This is a genomic window from Polaromonas naphthalenivorans CJ2 (genome assembly GCF_000015505.1).
GTDB lineage: Bacteria > Pseudomonadota > Gammaproteobacteria > Burkholderiales > Burkholderiaceae_C > Polaromonas > Polaromonas naphthalenivorans.
Genome location: NC_008781.1, coordinates 1,830,728 through 1,847,500 on the forward strand (window position 1 = coordinate 1,830,728; position 16,773 = coordinate 1,847,500).

Consider the following 16,773-nt stretch of genomic DNA (forward strand, 5'->3'; position numbering starts at 1 on the left):
CTTGGGGTGGTTGATTCGGATGTTTCAGCGTTTCTTACCGCCAAACAGGCTGCCGAGCACGCCTCGGATGATTTCCCGCCCGACGGTAGAGCCCATGGTGCGAACGGCGGACCGGGCCATGCTTTGCGCCAGGCCGTCATGCCTGGCGCCGCGCGGCCCGGTGGTGCCGAACAGCACGTCATTGAGCCCGCCCAGCATGCCGCCAAACGCCGACTCGCCCGCCGCGCCGCCGTTTGATGCTGCGGGCGCCTGGCCGGTGGCTGCGCCTGCACGCTCCAGAAGCATTTCGTAAGCCGATGCGCGGTCCATTTCTTTTTCATACACGCCGGCCACCAGCGAGTCCTGCAGCAACTGCTCGCGTTGTGGGAGCGAGATCGGGCCGATCTGGCTGCCCGGCGGCAGCACGTAAACCCGCTCGGTCATGCTGGGCCGGCCCTTGGCATCGAGGAAACTCACCAGCGCTTCGCCCACGGCCAGTTCGGTGATGGCGGCTTCAATGTCCAGCCCGGGCTTTTGCCGCATCGTCTGGGCTGTCGCCTTGACCGCTTTCTGGTCGCGCGGCGTGTAGGCGCGCAGGGCGTGCTGCACCCGGTTGCCCAGCTGGGCCAGGACCGAATCCGGAATGTCGAGCGGATTTTGGGTGACGAAATAAACCCCCACGCCCTTGGAGCGCACCAGTCGCACCACCAGTTCGATGCGCTCGACCAGCGCTTTGGGCGCATCGGTGAAGAGCAAATGGGCCTCGTCAAAAAAGAACACCAGCTTGGGCTTGTCGGGGTCGCCGATTTCTGGCAACTGCTCGAACAGCTCCGACAGCATCCACAGCAGGAACGTGGCGTACAGGCGCGGCGAATGCATCAGCTTGTCGGCCGCCAGGATGTTGATGACGCCATGCCCGGCACTGTCGGTCTGCATGAAGTCGCTGATGTTGAGCATCGGCTCGCCGAAGAATTTGGCGCCTCCTTGCGTCTCGATCTGCATCAGCCCGCGCTGGATGGCGCCCACGCTGGCGGCGCTGACGTTGCCGTATTTCGTCGTGAAGTCCTTCGCGTTGTCGCCGACGTACTGCAGCATGGCGCGCAAATCCTTCAGGTCAAGCAGCAGCAGGCCGTTGTCGTCGGCGATCTTGAAGACCAGGTTGAGGACGCCTTCCTGCGTGTCATTCAGGTTGAGCATGCGGCCGAGCAGCAGCGGCCCCATGTCGGACACGGTGGCACGCACCGGATGGCCTTGCTCGCCAAACACGTCCCACAGCGTGGCCGGGCAGGCCAGGGGTTCGGGTGCTTGGATGCCGCGCTCCTTCAGGATGCCGGCCATTTTTTCGCCCAGCGTGCCCGCCTGGCTGATGCCGGTCAGGTCGCCCTTCACGTCGGCCATGAAGACGGGCACGCCGATCCTGGAAAAGCTTTCGGCCAGGGTCTGCAAGGTGACTGTTTTGCCCGTTCCGGTGGCGCCCGTAATCAGCCCATGGCGGTTGGCCAGCGCGGGCAGAAGCTCGCATCGGGTCGAGGAATCTTGGGCAATGAGGAGCGGATCGGCCATGATGGGGGTTGGTCCTGATGAAACTTGCCCAAGGCAAGACAAGCGAAAAGTAAAATGCAGCGTATAGATTAAATCAATTACAAAAGGATTTTCCGTGGCTGGTCATAGTAAATGGGCGAATATTCAGCACCGCAAGGGTCGCCAGGACGACAAACGCGGCAAGATCTGGACGCGGGTCATCCGCGAGATCATGGTGGCCGCGCGTTTGGGCGGCGGTGACTTGGCGACCAATCCACGCTTGCGCCTGGCGGTCGAGAAGGCGAAGGCGGCCAACCTGGCGGCTGAAACCGTCAAGCGCAACATCGACAAGGCCACGGGCAACCTCGAAGGCGTTCACTACGAAGAAGTTCGTTATGAAGGCTATGGCATCGGCGGGGCGGCGATTCTGGTGGACTGCATGACCGACAACAAGGTTCGCACGGTGGCCGAAGTTCGCCATGCGTTTTCCAAGCACGGCGGTAACATGGGCACCGAGGGTTCGGTGGTTTTCCAGTTCAAACACTGTGGCCAGTTGATTTTTGCGCCCGGCACGAGCGAAGACAAGGTCATGGAGGTGGCTTTGGAGGCCGGTGCCGACGATGTGATCGCGCATGAGGACGGTGCGATTGAAGTGCTGACACCTTACACCGAGCTTGAAACCGTCAAGAACGCGCTGGAAGCGGCCGGCTTGACGCCGGAGCTGGCCGAAGTCACCATGCGCGCCGACAACACGATTGAACTGACGGGCGAAGATGCCCAGAAGATGCAAAAGCTGCTGGATGTGCTGGAAGACCTGGACGACACGCAGGAAGTCTTTCACAACGCCGAGCTTTCCGAATAAGCCACTCCTACAAACACAACAACAATGAAAGCTGCAGCATGAAAGTTTTAGTCGTCGGCGGCGGTGGCCGTGAGCATGCACTGGCCTGGAAACTGTCCCAGTCGCCCAAGGTACAGGCGGTTTATGTCGCGCCGGGCAATGGCGGAACGGCGCTCGATGCCCGGCTTGAGAACATAAATATCACGGATGTACAGGCGCTGCGTGCATGGGCCGCTACTGAAAAGATAGCGCTGACGGTCGTTGGCCCCGAGCAGCCGCTGGCCGCTGGCATTGTCGATGAGTTCCGCAAGCATGGCCTGCGGGTGTTTGGCCCGACCAAGGCGGCCGCGCAACTGGAAAGCTCCAAGGCCTTTTCCAAGGCCTTCATGAAGCGTCACCATATTCCGACGGCGGAGTATGAGACCTTCACCGATGCGGCGGCGGCGCATGCATATATCGATGAAAAGGGCGCGCCGATTGTCGTTAAGGCCGATGGCCTGGCGGCTGGCAAGGGCGTGGTGGTGGCGATGACGCTGCACGAGGCGCATGAAGCCATCGAGTTCATGCTGGCGCCCGACCCGGAATTCAACCCGCTGGGCGTGACGCACAACGAAGGCGGCGCGCGCGTCGTCATCGAGGAATTCCTGCAAGGCGAGGAAGCCAGTTTCATCGTCATGTGCGACGGCAAGAACGTGGCCGCCATGGCCACCAGCCAGGACCACAAGCGCCTGCTCGACGGCGACCTGGGTCCGAACACCGGCGGCATGGGCGCGTATTCGCCGGCCCCGGTGGTCACGCCCGATGTGCATGCCCGGGCGATGCGCGAAATCATCCTGCCGACCATCAAGGGCATGGAAAAGGACGGCATTCCATTTACCGGATTTTTGTACGCCGGCCTGATGATTGATGCCCACGGCAAGCCCAAGACGCTGGAGTTCAACTGCCGCATGGGTGACCCGGAAACCCAGCCCATCATGATGCGGCTGAAAACCGATCTGTTCGATGTGATGATGGCCGCCACCTCGGGCGCCCTCGACAAGATCGAGTTGGAATGGGACCGCCGTCCGGCCTTGGGCGTGGTCATGGCCGCGCACGGTTATCCGCTGCATCCGCGCAAGGGCGATGCGATCCACGGCCTTCCGCTGGCAACCGAAGATGCCATGGTGTTTCACGCTGGAACGCAACGGCAGGATGGCTCCATCGTCACTTCCGGCGGCCGCGTGCTGTGCGTGACCGCACTTGGCGGCACCGTCAAAGCCGCGCAGCAGCGCGCCTATGAAGTCGCCCGAAGTATTGAATTTGACGGCGCGCAGTACCGCAAGGACATTGGCTACCGGGCCATCAAGTCCTGATTGCTGATCATGTCCAGCATCGACCTTTCAACCGTTCGCACTTTTTTATTGGGTTTGCAGGAGCGGATCACGCACGCCATTGCCGAGGTGGACGGCCAGCCATTCATGACCGACCACTGGCAAAAAGAGCCGGGTGAAACGCTGCAGGGCAATGGCATCACCAAAATCCTGGAGCAGGGCAGGGTGTTCGAGCGTGCCGGCTGCGGCTTTTCCCATGTACGGGGTCCGAGGCTGCCGCCGTCCGCAACCCAGCACCGGCCCGAACTGGCAGGCGCTGCGTTTGAAGCCATGGGCGTTTCGCTGGTGTTCCATCCCCGCAATCCCTACGTGCCGACCGTGCATATGAATGTCCGGATGCTGGCGGCAACACCTGTTGGTGAAAATTGCGAGCCGGTTTGCTGGTTTGGCGGTGGCATGGACTTGACGCCTTTCTACGGTTTTGATGAAGACGCCGTGCATTTTCACCAGGTCTGCAAAGACAGCTTGAAGCCATTTGGCGATGACAAATATCCACGCTTCAAGCAGTGGTGCGATGAGTATTTCTACCTCAAGCACCGGCAGGAGCAGCGCGGCATAGGCGGCGTGTTTTTCGATGACTTTCAGGAGCTTGGCCTGGCGCAGAGTTTTGCCATGATGCAAAGCGTCGGCGATTCGTTTTTGCAGGCTTATTTGCCGATAGTCGAGCGCCGCAAGGACAGCCTTTTCGGTGAACGCGAGCGCGATTTTCAGCTGTACCGCCGGGGCCGCTATGTGGAATTCAACCTGGTGTGGGACCGGGGCACGCATTTCGGCCTGCAGTCGGGCGGGCGCACCGAATCGATTTTGATGTCGATGCCGCCTCTGGCAAGCTGGTCTTACCAGCGGCCCAATGAAGCCGGATCGCCCGAGGAACGTCTTTACAAAGAGTTTCTGGTCAGGCGGGACTGGGTTTGAGCGCTGAAGCCGCAGGCCGGGAATCCTGGATGTCTGCGCTACCTTCTTATAGGCGCGGACCAGTTCGCAGCTTTCAGGCAAGAGTGCAAATGGCGGGAGATTCTCGAACTCGCTATAATTTATATAGCTGATTGCGCAGACTCTACGCTGGCTCAAACCAAATTTGATGCTTACGCGCCGCATAAACACCGCTTTTTCACTCTCAAGCTGCCCTTGATGCCGGTCAGCGCCACCTCGGGTTCGTCGGTTGATGGCTTCGGGCGCTGCCACTGCTGAAGAAGTCTCGAAATTGGTTTCCGAATCGGTTGCACGTTATATTTCGCTTCACCAGCTGTATGGCCCCGGTTAATTTTTTACCTTATTGAAGCAAAGCATTGCATGACCTCTACCATTGTCAAAACCCCCAGCACCGAGGGCAAAAAAGATGTCCAGAAACTGCAGCGCGCCATTATTGACGGGCTGGAGGATGTCAAGGCGCAAAACATCCAGGTGTTTGATACCGAGCACATCACTTCTCTTTTCGAGCGTGTGATTGTTGCCTCGGGAACTTCCAACCGCCAGACCAAAGCCCTCGCAGCCAGCGTACGCGATGCCGTACGTGATGCCGGTTTTTCCAAGCCCCGCATCGAGGGCGAGGAAAATGGTGAGTGGATCATTGTGGACTGCGGTGCAGCGGTTGCGCACATCATGCAGCCTACGATTCGCCAGTACTACAACCTGGAAGAACTCTGGGGCGATAAACCCATCAAGCTCAAGCTGGGAGCGCCCGCGCCGCTGCCCAAAGCTGCCAAAGTCGAGGTGAAAGCAGAAGCCAAGCCTGCCAGCAGGTCGCGCACTGCTGCAGGCAGCAAGTCCAAATCTGCCGCCAAGCCGTTCAAGGCCGCAAAAGATGCCACGGGCGATGATGCCCAGCCCGACGTCAAAAAAATCGCCCGTACCGATGACGGAACTTATGTGGGCCGGGTTGGCAAAACCAACGACTGGACCGCCAAGCGCAACGCCACGGAGCCGGCCGCAGAACCTGAGGCAAAAACCATCAAGGCGCGCAAACCGGCCAGGGTAGCCGCGACAGAGGCCAAGCCGGAGGCGAAGAAAGCAGCCGTTAAAAAAGCACCTGCCAAGACGCCGATTGTTAAAATTCCTGCCGCCAAAAAAGTGGCTGCCAAGAAAACCGTTGCCAAGACCGCTGTTAAAAAGCCTGCAGTCAAGAGGCCTGCAGCGAAGAAAACCACGACCCGGAGCGAATGAGGCTGACCATCGTAGCCGTCGGCCAGAAGGTGCCCGACTGGGCGCAGACAGCCTATGACGACTACGCCAAACGCTTTCCCCCCGAGTTGAAAGTCGAACTCAAGGCAGTCAAAACCGAGCCGCGCGGCTCCAAGACCCTTGAGAATCTGCTCGCGGCAGAGCGCACCCGGATTGAAGGCGCAATTGCCCGGGGTTGCCGGATTGTGGCGCTGGATGAACGCGGAACGGCCGTCACCACCATGGCATTGGCCGAACATCTTAAAAACTGGCAACTGTCCGGTGATGATGTCGCCATCGTGATTGGCGGGCCGGATGGGCTGGATGCCGGCTTCAAGCAGTCCGCCCATCAACGCATTCGCCTCTCGGACCTGACCCTGCCGCATGCCATGGTACGCGTGCTGCTGATCGAACAGCTTTATCGTGCATGGAGCATCACAATCAATCATCCGTATCATCGCGAGTAGTTTTTTGCAGGTATTTTGAGTATGGTGAATTTTGTTTATCTGGCCTCTCAAAGCCCGAGGCGCCGCCAGTTGCTGGAACAGCTGGGCGTGCGGTATGAGTTGCTGCTGCCTGACGCTGGTGAAGATGCAGAGGCGCTGGAGACTGCACTGCACAATGAGGCGCCTGTGGCGTACGTCAAGCGCGTGACAGGGCTCAAGCTGGAGGCGGCTTCAGCGCGGTTAGCCCGGCGTCAACTGCTGCCCGCGCCTATTTTGTGTTCTGACACCACCGTTGCGCTCGGACGCGCAATTTACGGCAAGCCGGACAATGCCCAGGATGCGGAACGCATGCTGTCTGAACTGGCTGGCAGAACCCATCGTGTCCTGACGGCAGTTGCTGTCCAGCAGGGGGAGCAGCGATTTGAGGCCCTTAGTGCCTCAAGGGTGAGCCTTGAGGCCATGACTGCCCGGCAGATCAAGACTTATGTGGCGACTGGAGAACCCATGGGTAAAGCAGGCGCCTACGCGATACAGGGCCGGGTGGCGATGCACATTACCCGCATCAGCGGCAGCTACAGTGGCATCATGGGGCTGCCCCTATGGGAAACGGCCTCGTTGCTTCAGGATGCCGGCCTTGATATTTAGCCTTACCGTCTGACAACAATGCAACAAGAGATACTGATTAACTGGTCGCCGCAGGAGACGCGGGTTGCCGTGGTGGAGCATGCGGCCGTGCAGGAGTTGCAGGTTGAACGCACGCTTGAGCGTGGCTTGGTCGGGAATGTTTATCTTGGCAAGGTGGTGCGGGTGCTACCGGGAATGCAGTCTGCGTTCATCGACATAGGCTTGGACCGCGCCGCATTTCTGCATGTTGCCGACTTGATGAGCAGCATCAATAGTCGCCATGTAGAAACCGAGTTGCGGGCAGACGGTACATCGATATTGCCGGCGGCTTCATCGCTTCGGCCGATTGAAAAGCAGTTGTTCGAGGGACAGGCTGTGATGGTGCAGGTTCTCAAGGATCCAATGGGCACCAAGGGGGCTCGACTGACAGCGCAAATCAGCATCGCTGGCCGTTTGCTGGTCTTTTTGCCCCAGGATAATCACATTGGCGTGTCGCAAAAAATTCCGCCCCGGCAGCGCGAAGACTTGCGTCAACGTGTCCAGACTCTGGTGGGTGATATGGGCGGGGGCTTTATCCTTCGCACGAATGGGGAGGAGGCTACTGACACGGAGTTGGCCGAGGACATCGCTTATTTAAGGAAAACCTGGATACGCATCAAGGAAGCCTCATTGCGCTTGCCTGCCACGTCGGTTTTGCATCAGGATCTGAGTCTGCTGCAGCGTGTATTGCGTGATATGGTGCTGGAAAATACGCAAACCATCCGCATTGATTCCCGTGAGCAGTTTGAAAAACTGAAAGCTTTTGCGGTGGAGTTCATGCCTTCAACGGTGCCAAAACTTCAGCTTTACAGCGGTGAACGGCCTATTTTTGACCTTTTCAATATTGACGAAGAAATTGCAAAAGCGCTGGGTCGCAGGGTGGACCTCAAATCAGGCGGCTATCTGGTCATTGACCAGACGGAAGCCTTGACCACTATTGATGTGAATACGGGCGGATTTGTTGGCGCCCGCAATTTCGAAGAAACCATTTACAAAACCAATCTTGAGGCCGCTCAAGCAATTGCCCGGCAACTTCGCCTGCGTAATCTGGGCGGTATTGTGATTGTCGATTTTATCGACATGAGCAAGGAAAACCACCGTGATGCGGTACTGGCCGAGTTCAAAAGGCAACTGGCGCGGGATCGCATCAAGACAGCGGTCAATGGATTTTCGGCGTTGGGATTGCTCGAAATGACGCGCAAGCGGACCCGGGAGTCACTGGCGCATCAACTGTGCGAACCTTGCAGTGCCTGTACTGGCAAAGGCATTGTCAAAACAGCCCGCAGCGTGACCTATGACATCCTGCGTGAAATTTTGCGCGAAGCGCGGCAGTTCAATCCACGCGAGTTCAGGATAGTGGCTTCGCCCAAAGTGATTGAGTTGTTTCTGGATGAGGAAAGCCAGCACCTGGCAAGCCTGAGCGACTTCATTGGAAAGCCCATTTCATTGCAGGCTGAAGCGGTCATGGCACAAGAACAATACGATATCGTGTTGTTGTGATCAGATTGATTTGCACAGCATGTCAAAAATATACACGGCCAATACGAAACCCATTCCGATTCTGGTATATCACCAGATTGCCGCAGCACCTCCCAAAGGGAGTCCTTTTCGAAGCCTGTATGTAGCGCCAGAAGCCTTTGCAAGGCAAATGGTCTGGCTAAAACGGCTGGGTTACACGGGCTTGTCCATGAGTGCCCTGCAACCCTACCTGCTTGGCAAAAAGAGCGGCAAGGTTGTAGGAATTACTTTTGATGATGGTTACTTGAATAACCTTTCACATGCTTTGCCTGCGCTGAGGATGCAGGGATTTTCGTCCACCTGCTATGCCGTGAGCGGATTGCTTGGCAAGACCAATGCATGGGATGAAAGCCTGGGCATTGCGCAGACCCCGCTGATGAACGAATCGCAAATTCGCCAATGGGTTGAGGCCGGGCAAGAGGTGGGGTCGCACACCCGTCGGCATATCGATCTGACCGCTACTGGCGAGGACGAGTGTCGCGTTGAGATGATGCTTGGAAAAACCGAGCTTGAGTCAGTCGTGAAGCGACCAGTCGATCACTTTTGTTATCCCTACGGTCGCTATGAGCCCAAGCATATGGCCGTTGCTGGCGAATTGGGCTTTGTGACGGCTACCACCACGCAACGTGGTCGTTGTCATGCCCAGACCGGCATGCTGCAATTGCCGCGCGTGCCCGTTTTGCGCTCGACCAGCCTGCCGGTTTTTTTGCTCAAAATTGCGACTGCCTATGAGGACCGGCGTAAGAAATGAGTTCACCGCTTTCAAGCTCTGCCACGCATTTGAACAGCGACAAAAGAAGATTGCGTATCGCGGTTTTGAACCGGACTTTTTCGACGGCAGGCGGTGGCGCAGAGCGCTATTCCATTTCGCTGGTGGAGCAGCTGGCGGCAAGGCATGAGATTCATGTGTTTGCACAGAAAATAGACCATCAGTGGCCTGGGATCATTTATCACCGCGTTTCTGCACCGCTGCTTAAACCGCGATGGATCAATCAGTTGTGGTTCGCCACCCGTACCTGGTGGTTGACCCGACACGGTTTTGACATCGTGCATTCGCATGAAAACACATGGCACGGTGATGTTCAGACGGTGCATGTCCTGCCGGTAAAGTACAACCTGTTTCATGATCGCAAGGGTGGACGGCGGGCTTTGCGCTGGGTCAAGGTGGTCACGAGTCCGCGCCTGCTGGCTTATCTGGGCCTTGAGCACTTCAGGTATGCCATCCGTCAGGGCCGGCAAGTGGTCGTCACCTCTGACTACCTGCGCGCCATCATGGAATCCAGCTACCCGGTCTGCACAGAAATGATTTCGGTGATTACTCCGGGCATCACGATGCCGCAGTTGCCGGTAACGAAACTGCGCAAGGATGCGGCAAGGGCGTTATTGGGTCTGCCGCTCGCTGGGTATTGCATCTTGTTTGTCGCCAACGATTACCGGAAAAAAGGCCTTGCAACCTTGCTGAAGGCGCTGGCGCAGTTTCCTGGCGAATTCACGCTGGCGGTGGTGGGAAATCAGTCACAGCTGTCCTTCTTCAAAGAGCAGGTGAAAACATTCAACCTGGAAAAGCGTGTTTTCTTTCTAGGTTCGCTTAAAAATGTTGCACCTGCCTATGAAGCTGCCGATTGCCTGGTCCATCCTTCGCTTGAAGACACTTTCGCCATGGTCGTTCTGGAAGCCATGTCATATGGCTTGCCTGTAGTCGTTAGTGGGCCTAAATACTGTGGCATTTCAGGTTTGCTGCAGCATGGCATGAATGCCCTAATTCTTGATAGCCCTACAGATGAATCCCAGTTGCAGCATGCTCTTGAATTGGTTCTGACCCAACCCGCGCTACGAAATCAGTTGAGTCAAGGGGCGAAGGATTTCGCTAGCTCCTACCAGTGGCGTAAGCTGGTCCTGAAGCAGGAGTCGCTTTACCACTCAGTGCTTGCAAGTAAAAACGCTGTCAACGCTCAGTGACTAAAGCGGCCCCCAGATTCGAGACAGGAGTCTAAGCCCATTTCGTTATACACAACTCCGGCAAAATTCCTTCCAGGAAAAAGTTGAAGGACAAAGATGGGCTGGGTAGGCACTGAATTTGAGACGATAGACCTGGGCGATGAGCGGCGCAACAGGCGAGCCATCCGGCTGGTGGAGCGCTTGAGTGCGCAGCCCACGGCGAGCGTGCCGCAGGCGTGCGGGGACTGGGCCGACACCCCCTGTGTCAGACTACATGTCGCCTTTAAAAAGTTCTTTTTTATTGATCCGGCCCGATAAAGTTTTAAGCGGCATACCTGACCCGCTGGTCCTGAAAGTAGCTGCGCACACGCTCGGGTGAGCGCTCCAGCATGGCCATGTGATCATTGGCCGCATCGCACAGCTTGGCTTTGGTGCGCACCGGCACCCTTTTACCCATCGCTTGTTTCAAGTCTGCGTTCAGCCGCTCCTCGGGATTGAGTTCCGGGCTATAGCTGGGCAGGTAAAACAGCTCAATCTTGTCGTTTCGCTCGGCCACCCAGGCCTTGACCGGCTGGCTGTGATGCACGCGCAAATTGTCCAGAATCAGCAAGACCTTTTTGCCCGCATCCTTCACCAGCGCTTGGAGAAACTCGATCAGCCGGTCCGAGTTGAACGCCTCGTCAATGATCAACCAGCGCGCTTTGCCCTGGTTGGTGACGCTGGCAATCATGGACAGCTTGTGGCGCGAGCCACCCGGGGCAAAGGCTACCGGCGTCTTGCCCGCAGGCGCGTAACTGCGCCCCCGTACGTCCGTATTGACCAGCGCTGTTTCATCGCCCCAGTAAATTTCTGCCCTCTGTTCCCTGGCCTGTACCTCAATGGCGAGGTACTGCTCATCGAGCCAGGCCTGCACGGCCTCAGGGCGCTGTTCGTACGCCTTCTTAATCGGCTTTTGCGGCGTAAACCCCCAGCGCGCCAGGTACTTGCCCACGGTGCGTACCGGCAGTGTGATGCCATACTGCTGCTCGATCAGCAGCATGACCGCCCGGCGGCTGCACAGGCAAAAATCCATCTTCAACTGCTCGGAGCGCTGGTCGATGATGCTGCCCCGGATCGCATCTTCCTGTTGCAGGCTGAGCACGCGCCCCTGGCCCTTGCTGCGTCCTCGGTCAGCCGGTCGCAGCGCTTCCCAACTGCCGCGCTCGTACAGCTCGATCGAGCGCCTGACTGTCGGATAACTCAGTCCGCTCAAGGCGACGATCTGCATGATCTTGATGCCCTTTTTGTGCAGCCGCACGACTTGCTTGCGCCTCTCGTGCAGTCGCTCAAGTGTCTGGTACCTTGCGTCTTCTTTTTCCATCTCGCTTAGACCTCCAAACCTGAAAAAATTCAAACTTTACAGGGCCGGATCAATAGAAGCACAGACATCCATGAAAACAAACTATTCCGACGCATTTGTCGAACAAGCCATCGTCAAGCTGCTTTCCCGTGGAGAGCGCACGATTGAGTCCGTTGCCCAGGAGCTGAACATCAACTACCACACAGCCAGGAACTGGGTCAAAAAAGGAATGGCAAACAAAGCCGACATTTCGCAGGCAAAGGAAAAGCGCCTTCAGGATTGGAGTGCCCAGGAGCAACTGCTGGCCTTGCACGAAACCCATGGCTTGTCAGGCGAGGCCCTGCAGGCGTGGTGCCGCGAGCGCGGGTTATTCGCCCATCACCTGACGAGCTGGCAAGCGGCGTTCTGCGCCCCAACGAAAATGACTTCAGGCACGGGGGAATTACGCAGTTTGCAAGATGAAAACGAGCAGCTCAAGCGTGAACTGGTGCGCAAGGAAAAATCCCTGGCAGAGGCAGCAGCCTTGCTGATCCTGCAAAAAAAGTTCCGCGCGCTGTGGGAGGACGAGGTCAAATGACCGCCCTCGCGCAGCGCCGCCAAGTCATGGATCTGGTGGCTGACGCCACCCAAGCAGGCGCACGCCAGGACAGGGCGTGCGCAGCGATTTGCCTGAGCGAGCGCACGCTGCAGCGCTGGCAGCGCGAGGAATCCCGGGGTGATCAACGCCCAGCGCGGGTGCAAGTTCCCGTGAATCGGCTCAGTGGGTTGGAGCGCCAGGCCTTGCTGGCAGTAGCCAACTCTGAGGAATTTCGCCACCTGGCGCCCAGCCAGATTGTTCCCCAGCTGGCCGACCGGGGCCAGTACATCGCCTCGGAGTCGACCTTTTACCGCGTGCTCAGGGCCGAGCGCCAGTTCCAGCACCGTGGCGCAGAACGACCCAGACAGCCGCGCAGCAAACCGCGTGCGCTGCGCGCCACAGTGCCCAGGAAGCTGTTCAGCTGGGACATCACCTACCTGCCCACGCGCGTCATGGGCAGGTACTTCTACCTGTACCTGTTCCTCGATATCTTCAGCTGCAAAATCGTTGGCTGGCAAGTTTATGAGGCCGAGAGCAGCGAACTGGCCAGCGAGGTCATGCGCGACATCTGCCTGCGGGAAAACATTGCACCTCATCAGGTGGTACTTCACTCTGACAATGGCAGCCCGATGAAAGGCGCGGCCATGCTGGCCACCTTGCAGGCACTGGGCGTAATGCCTTCGCTCAGCCGCCCGGCCGTCAGCAATGACAACCTGTATTCCGAATCGTTCTTCAAGACGCTCAAATACCGACCCGACTATCCTCACCAAGCGTTCGAGCATCTGCTGGCGGCCCGCCAGTGGGTGGGCGCGTTTGTGCACTGGTACAACCTGGAACATCGACACAGCGCCATTCGTTTCGTCACACCCCAGGAGCGCCATGCAGGCCAGGACGGCGCGCTGCTGTCAAAGCGCGCGGACGTCTATGAAGCGGCAAAGGCGTCCAATCGGGGGTGCGGCGGAAAACTTGGACTACTTGGGAAGATAGTTCATGTACTCATACGAAGACCGCATTCGAGCCGTCAAGCTCTACATCAAACTCGGCAAACGCACTGGCGCGACCATTCGCAAGCTGGGGTACCCGACCAAGAACGCGCTCAAGAGCTGGCATCGGGAATACGAACAAGGTCGCGATTTGCCGGTGGGCTATGCGCGTTCGAGGCCGAAGTATTCAGACGAACAGAAGAAAGTGGCCGCCCAGCACTACCTCAACCATGGTCGCTGCCTGGCTGGAACCCTGCAGGCACTGGGATACCCGTGCCGCGATACGCTCGCAGCCTGGCTCGATGAACTGCACCCCGAAACGAGGAAACGCGTTGTCGGCAAAGCGCGCAGCGTGCCGCGCCCTCAAGCGCTAAAGCAGGCAGCCGTCATCGAGCTGTGCACCCGGCAGACAAGTGCGCAAGCCATTGCACAAAAGCTGGCCGTGAGCAGGGGGGCGCTGTACCAATGGAAAAACCAACTCCTGGGTCCTGAAGCTCCCGCATCCATGAAACAACACAACGATTCACCGCCAGATCCTGAGCGGACGGAACTGGAGCGGCAAGTCGAATCGCTTCGACGCGACGTCCGGCAACTGCAGCTTGAACACGACATCTTGAAGAAGGCCAATGAACTGCTAAAAAAAGGCCTGGGCGTCGACCGGCCTCTCCTGAGCAACCAGGAGAAGACGCGGCTGGTTGATGCCCTGAAACAGCTCTATTCGCTATCAGAACTCTTTGCCGCGCTGGGTCTTCCCCGCAGCTCCTACTTTTATCATCGGGCACGGCTACGGCTCGCCGACAAGTATGCAGATGCGCGTCTTGCCATCACAGATGTCTTCGAGCGCAATCATCGCTGCTACGGTTATCGACGGTTACGGGCGGCATTGGGCAGGCAGCACGTGTTCATCTCGGAGAAGGTCGTGCGACGTTTGATGAAGCAGGAATACCTGGTCGTTGCTGCTAAGAAGCACGTAAGTACGGCTCCTATCTGGGAGAAATCAGCCCGGCGCCAGACAATCTCATTAACCGCGACTTCCAGGCTGCAGCCCCGAATGAGAAGTGGCTCACTGACATCACGGAATTCCATATCCCGGCTGGCAAGGTGTACCTGTCGCCCATGATCGATTGCTTTGATGGCTTGGTTGTCAGCTGGACCATCGGCACACGTCCTGATGCTGCGCTTGTGAACACGATGTTGGACACTGCCATCGAGACGCTGGCCAACAGCGATGACCGGCCTGTCGTCCACTCCGATCGCGGTGCGCACTATCGCTGGCCTGGCTGGCTCACCCGGATGGGCGATGCAAAGCTCATTCGCTCGATGTCGCGCAAGGGGTGTTCGCCAGATAATGCGGCCTGCGAGGGCTTCTTCGGGCGGCTGAAAACGGAGTTGTTCTACCCTCGAAACTGGCAGGCCACAACCATTGAACAATTCATTCAGGTCGTTGACTCCTACATCCGCTGGTATAACGAAAAGCGGATCAAAATATCCCTCGGCTCACTTAGAACGTATCCCAGTAGGCCAGTAAATTGCAAATTTGTGGAGTCTTTTCCGTTTTTTTGAGTCCAAGCCTCCTGATGGAAAAAGGAGAAAGATCATGGGTATGGTCAAGCAAGACGATGGCTGGAGGCTGCCCGATGAAGTCTGGCAGCAGATGGCGCCGCTGCTGCCGGCGCGCAAGGCGCATCCGCTGGGGTGTCACAACCCGCGCGTGAGCGACCGGGCGGCGATGAATGCCATTGCGTTTGTGTTGCGCACCGGGGCGCAATGGAATGCGTTGAATACCACGGGCATCTGTTCGAGCAGCGCGGCGCATCGGCGCTTTCAGGAGTGGACGCAGGCGGGCTTGTTCGAGGAGTTCTGGCGTTTGGGCCTGTTGTCGCTGCAGGCACTGGATGGAATTGACTGGTCATGGCTGGCATTGGATGGTGCCATGACCAAGGCCCCCTTGGGAGGGGAAAAAAACCGGCCCCAACCCTACGGATCGCGGCAAAGGCGGCGTCAAGCGCAGCGTGCTGACCGAGGCGCATGGCATCCCGCTGGCCGTTGTGGTGGACGGAGCCAACCGGCACGACATGAAACTGGCTGAGGCGACGCTGACCGGGTTGATGGTGCCGCGTCCGGCGCCTACGCCAGAAAAGCCTCAGGGGGCTGTGCCTGGACAAAGGGTATGACTATCACTACTCTGCCATGTCACTCACGCTGACGCAGGTTTATCGTGGCGCCGCAATGAGGACACTGAACGCAAATTACCCGACAAAGCGCGGCGAGAATGGCCCGGCGTACCGCTGGCAATGATGGTTGCGGTGGCGGTCCCGGTGCATTGGATGCCAGTTTTTTTTCCCGCTTGCAAAACACTGTCCAGACGTCGGTGCTGCAGATAACCAAAAGCCATCATGGTCAGCAGCGCGTGATGGTGCAGTCCCAGCCAGGATCTGCCTTCGTAATGGTCCAGGCCAAGTTCATCCTTGAGTTGCTGATGCGCCTGCTCGCACGCCCAGCGGGCCTTGATCGCGCGTACCAGCGTCCTGCGCGGCGTGTCAGCCGGATGGTTAGTAAAGTAATACTTGCGCTCGCCACTGGAGCGCACTTCGCACACCAGCCATGCGGCTTGCCCCGGAAGATGCTGCCAATGCGATACCAGCGCGCCGTCAGCAACGCACACCCACACAGCAGCAAAGCGTGCGCTGAGCATGCCCTTGGTGCCGCTGCGCCAGGAACAGCGCCGCAGGGCCTTGGAACCCAACGTTTCAATCATCTGCACGACGGACACGCTCGGCGTCGAAGGTCTTGGGTGCTTGGCGGGGCGCCCCACCGGGGGATCGGCCGGCACATCGAGCCGCACATCAGCTGGATAGACCTTCTGCGTGGGCTGCACGCCCACTGCCCATCGTAGCCCTCGCTGCGTAAGCCCAGCGCGAAAGCCTGCCGAACTGCCATAGCCGGCATCGGCCAGCACCATGCCAAAGCGCACGCCGTCAGCCAGCGCGGCATCGATCTGCGCCAGCGCGATGTCACCCTTGGTCTCGAACGTAATCGACTCGGGTACCTTGGCTGCTGCACGACGCGCTTCGTCCTGTGCCCAATCTTCGGGCAAGTACAGCCGCAGGGCGATCGGCACTGGCACTTCCTTGCGCGCTAAGGTGAGCGATACCAATACCTGGCAGTTAGCCTGCTTACCGAGTACGCCGCAGTGTTGGCGCTTGACCCCTACCGAGTGCTTGCCCTGCTTGGGTAGCGCCGTGTCGTCCACGATCAGCACAGCGTCCTTGCCGCCTACCAAAGCGTCAGCCTTCTTGCGCAGCACCTGTTCCAGCGGAGCGGTGGACCAAGTCGATGACGACACAAAATGGTGGAGTTGCTGCGTCTGACCGGGACACACACGTTCAGCCATGGGTGCGACACTTTTGCGCGCGCCCGGCCCCAGGAGTCCTTGCA

15 protein-coding genes and 2 pseudogenes (1 of these 17 running past the window's edge) are annotated in these 16,773 nt (G+C 58.4%); 14 read left to right on the forward strand and 3 right to left on the reverse strand.

Features of this window, described 5'->3' with window-relative positions; all coding sequences use genetic code 11:
- Positions 1 to 24: 24 nt before the first annotated feature.
- Positions 25 to 1,542 (reverse strand): helicase HerA-like domain-containing protein, encoded by a 1,518-nt coding sequence (locus PNAP_RS08630; protein WP_011801126.1) that lies wholly within the window; start codon positions 1,540 to 1,542, stop codon positions 25 to 27.
- A gap of 94 nt (positions 1,543 to 1,636) precedes the next feature.
- On the opposite strand from PNAP_RS08630, the gene PNAP_RS08635 reads away from it, so the two are divergent.
- From PNAP_RS08635 to PNAP_RS27600, 10 genes are all read left to right on the forward strand, one after another.
- Complete coding sequence (locus PNAP_RS08635) at positions 1,637 to 2,362, forward strand: YebC/PmpR family DNA-binding transcriptional regulator (RefSeq protein ID WP_011801127.1); 726 nt, start codon at positions 1,637 to 1,639, stop codon at positions 2,360 to 2,362.
- Between the two features lie 38 nt (positions 2,363 to 2,400).
- Complete coding sequence (gene purD, locus PNAP_RS08640) at positions 2,401 to 3,693, forward strand: phosphoribosylamine--glycine ligase (RefSeq protein WP_011801128.1); 1,293 nt, start codon at positions 2,401 to 2,403, stop codon at positions 3,691 to 3,693.
- 9 nt (positions 3,694 to 3,702) lie between these two features.
- Positions 3,703 to 4,626 (forward strand): oxygen-dependent coproporphyrinogen oxidase, encoded by a 924-nt coding sequence (gene hemF / locus PNAP_RS08645; RefSeq protein WP_011801129.1) that lies wholly within the window; start codon positions 3,703 to 3,705, stop codon positions 4,624 to 4,626.
- Between the two features lie 378 nt (positions 4,627 to 5,004).
- Positions 5,005 to 5,874 carry a ribosome silencing factor gene (rsfS, locus tag PNAP_RS08650; RefSeq protein WP_011801130.1) on the forward strand — a complete coding sequence of 290 codons (870 nt, stop codon included), beginning with the start codon at positions 5,005 to 5,007 and terminating at the stop codon, positions 5,872 to 5,874.
- Positions 5,871 to 6,338 carry a 23S rRNA (pseudouridine(1915)-N(3))-methyltransferase RlmH gene (rlmH, locus tag PNAP_RS08655; protein WP_011801131.1) on the forward strand — a complete coding sequence of 156 codons (468 nt, stop codon included), beginning with the start codon at positions 5,871 to 5,873 and terminating at the stop codon, positions 6,336 to 6,338. Before rsfS ends, rlmH begins: the two co-directional genes overlap by 4 nt.
- 21 nt (positions 6,339 to 6,359) lie before the next feature.
- On the forward strand, positions 6,360 to 6,962 hold the full coding sequence (locus PNAP_RS08660; RefSeq protein ID WP_011801132.1) for a Maf family protein: 603 nt from the start codon (positions 6,360 to 6,362) through the stop codon (positions 6,960 to 6,962).
- Positions 6,963 to 6,980: 18 nt separating this feature from the next.
- Entirely contained in the window at positions 6,981 to 8,480 is a 1,500-nt protein-coding gene (gene rng / locus PNAP_RS08665) for a ribonuclease G (protein WP_011801133.1), read from the forward strand.
- A gap of 19 nt (positions 8,481 to 8,499) precedes the next feature.
- Positions 8,500 to 9,249, forward strand: a complete 750-nt coding sequence (locus PNAP_RS08670) for a polysaccharide deacetylase family protein (protein ID WP_011801134.1) — start codon at positions 8,500 to 8,502, stop codon at positions 9,247 to 9,249.
- A complete protein-coding gene (locus tag PNAP_RS08675) occupies positions 9,246 to 10,457 on the forward strand; it encodes a glycosyltransferase family 4 protein (RefSeq protein WP_011801135.1) in 1,212 nt (403 codons plus the stop codon). Before PNAP_RS08670 ends, PNAP_RS08675 begins: the two co-directional genes overlap by 4 nt.
- 96 nt (positions 10,458 to 10,553) lie before the next feature.
- Complete coding sequence (locus tag PNAP_RS27600) at positions 10,554 to 10,754, forward strand: IS4/Tn5 family transposase DNA-binding protein (RefSeq protein WP_011801136.1); 201 nt, start codon at positions 10,554 to 10,556, stop codon at positions 10,752 to 10,754.
- Between the two features lie 4 nt (positions 10,755 to 10,758).
- Here PNAP_RS27600 and PNAP_RS08685 read toward each other — a convergent pair whose 3' ends face one another.
- Positions 10,759 to 11,796 (reverse strand): IS630 family transposase, encoded by a 1,038-nt coding sequence (locus PNAP_RS08685; RefSeq protein WP_011801137.1) that lies wholly within the window; start codon positions 11,794 to 11,796, stop codon positions 10,759 to 10,761.
- On the opposite strand from PNAP_RS08685, the gene PNAP_RS08690 reads away from it, so the two are divergent.
- From PNAP_RS08690 to PNAP_RS25605, 4 genes and pseudogenes are all read left to right on the forward strand, one after another.
- Complete coding sequence (locus tag PNAP_RS08690; protein ID WP_232290770.1) at positions 11,702 to 12,352, forward strand: transposase; 651 nt, start codon at positions 11,702 to 11,704, stop codon at positions 12,350 to 12,352. The two genes, PNAP_RS08685 and PNAP_RS08690, sit on opposite strands and share 95 nt — an antisense overlap.
- Positions 12,349 to 13,218: pseudogene (locus tag PNAP_RS27895) on the forward strand (IS3 family transposase); the annotation flags it as partial. The gene PNAP_RS08690 and the pseudogene PNAP_RS27895, both read left to right, overlap by 4 nt.
- Positions 13,219 to 13,342: 124 nt before the next feature.
- Positions 13,343 to 14,898 (forward strand): IS3 family transposase gene (locus PNAP_RS08700; protein WP_157040246.1). Its coding sequence is split into 2 segments (ribosomal slippage): positions 13,343 to 14,303 and positions 14,303 to 14,898, totalling 1,557 coding nucleotides; the frame shifts between segments, so codons are not numbered across the junction.
- Positions 14,899 to 14,932: 34 nt separating this feature from the next.
- Positions 14,933 to 15,510: pseudogene (locus PNAP_RS25605) on the forward strand (IS5 family transposase); the annotation flags it as partial.
- Between the two features lie 22 nt (positions 15,511 to 15,532).
- Here the strand turns inward: PNAP_RS25605 and PNAP_RS08710 are convergent.
- Positions 15,533 to 16,773: the 3' portion of an IS701 family transposase gene (locus PNAP_RS08710; RefSeq protein WP_011799600.1), read on the reverse strand. The gene runs 136 nt beyond the window's last position; only the last 1,241 of its 1,377 coding nucleotides appear in the window; its start codon lies off the right edge, out of view; it ends in the stop codon at positions 15,533 to 15,535.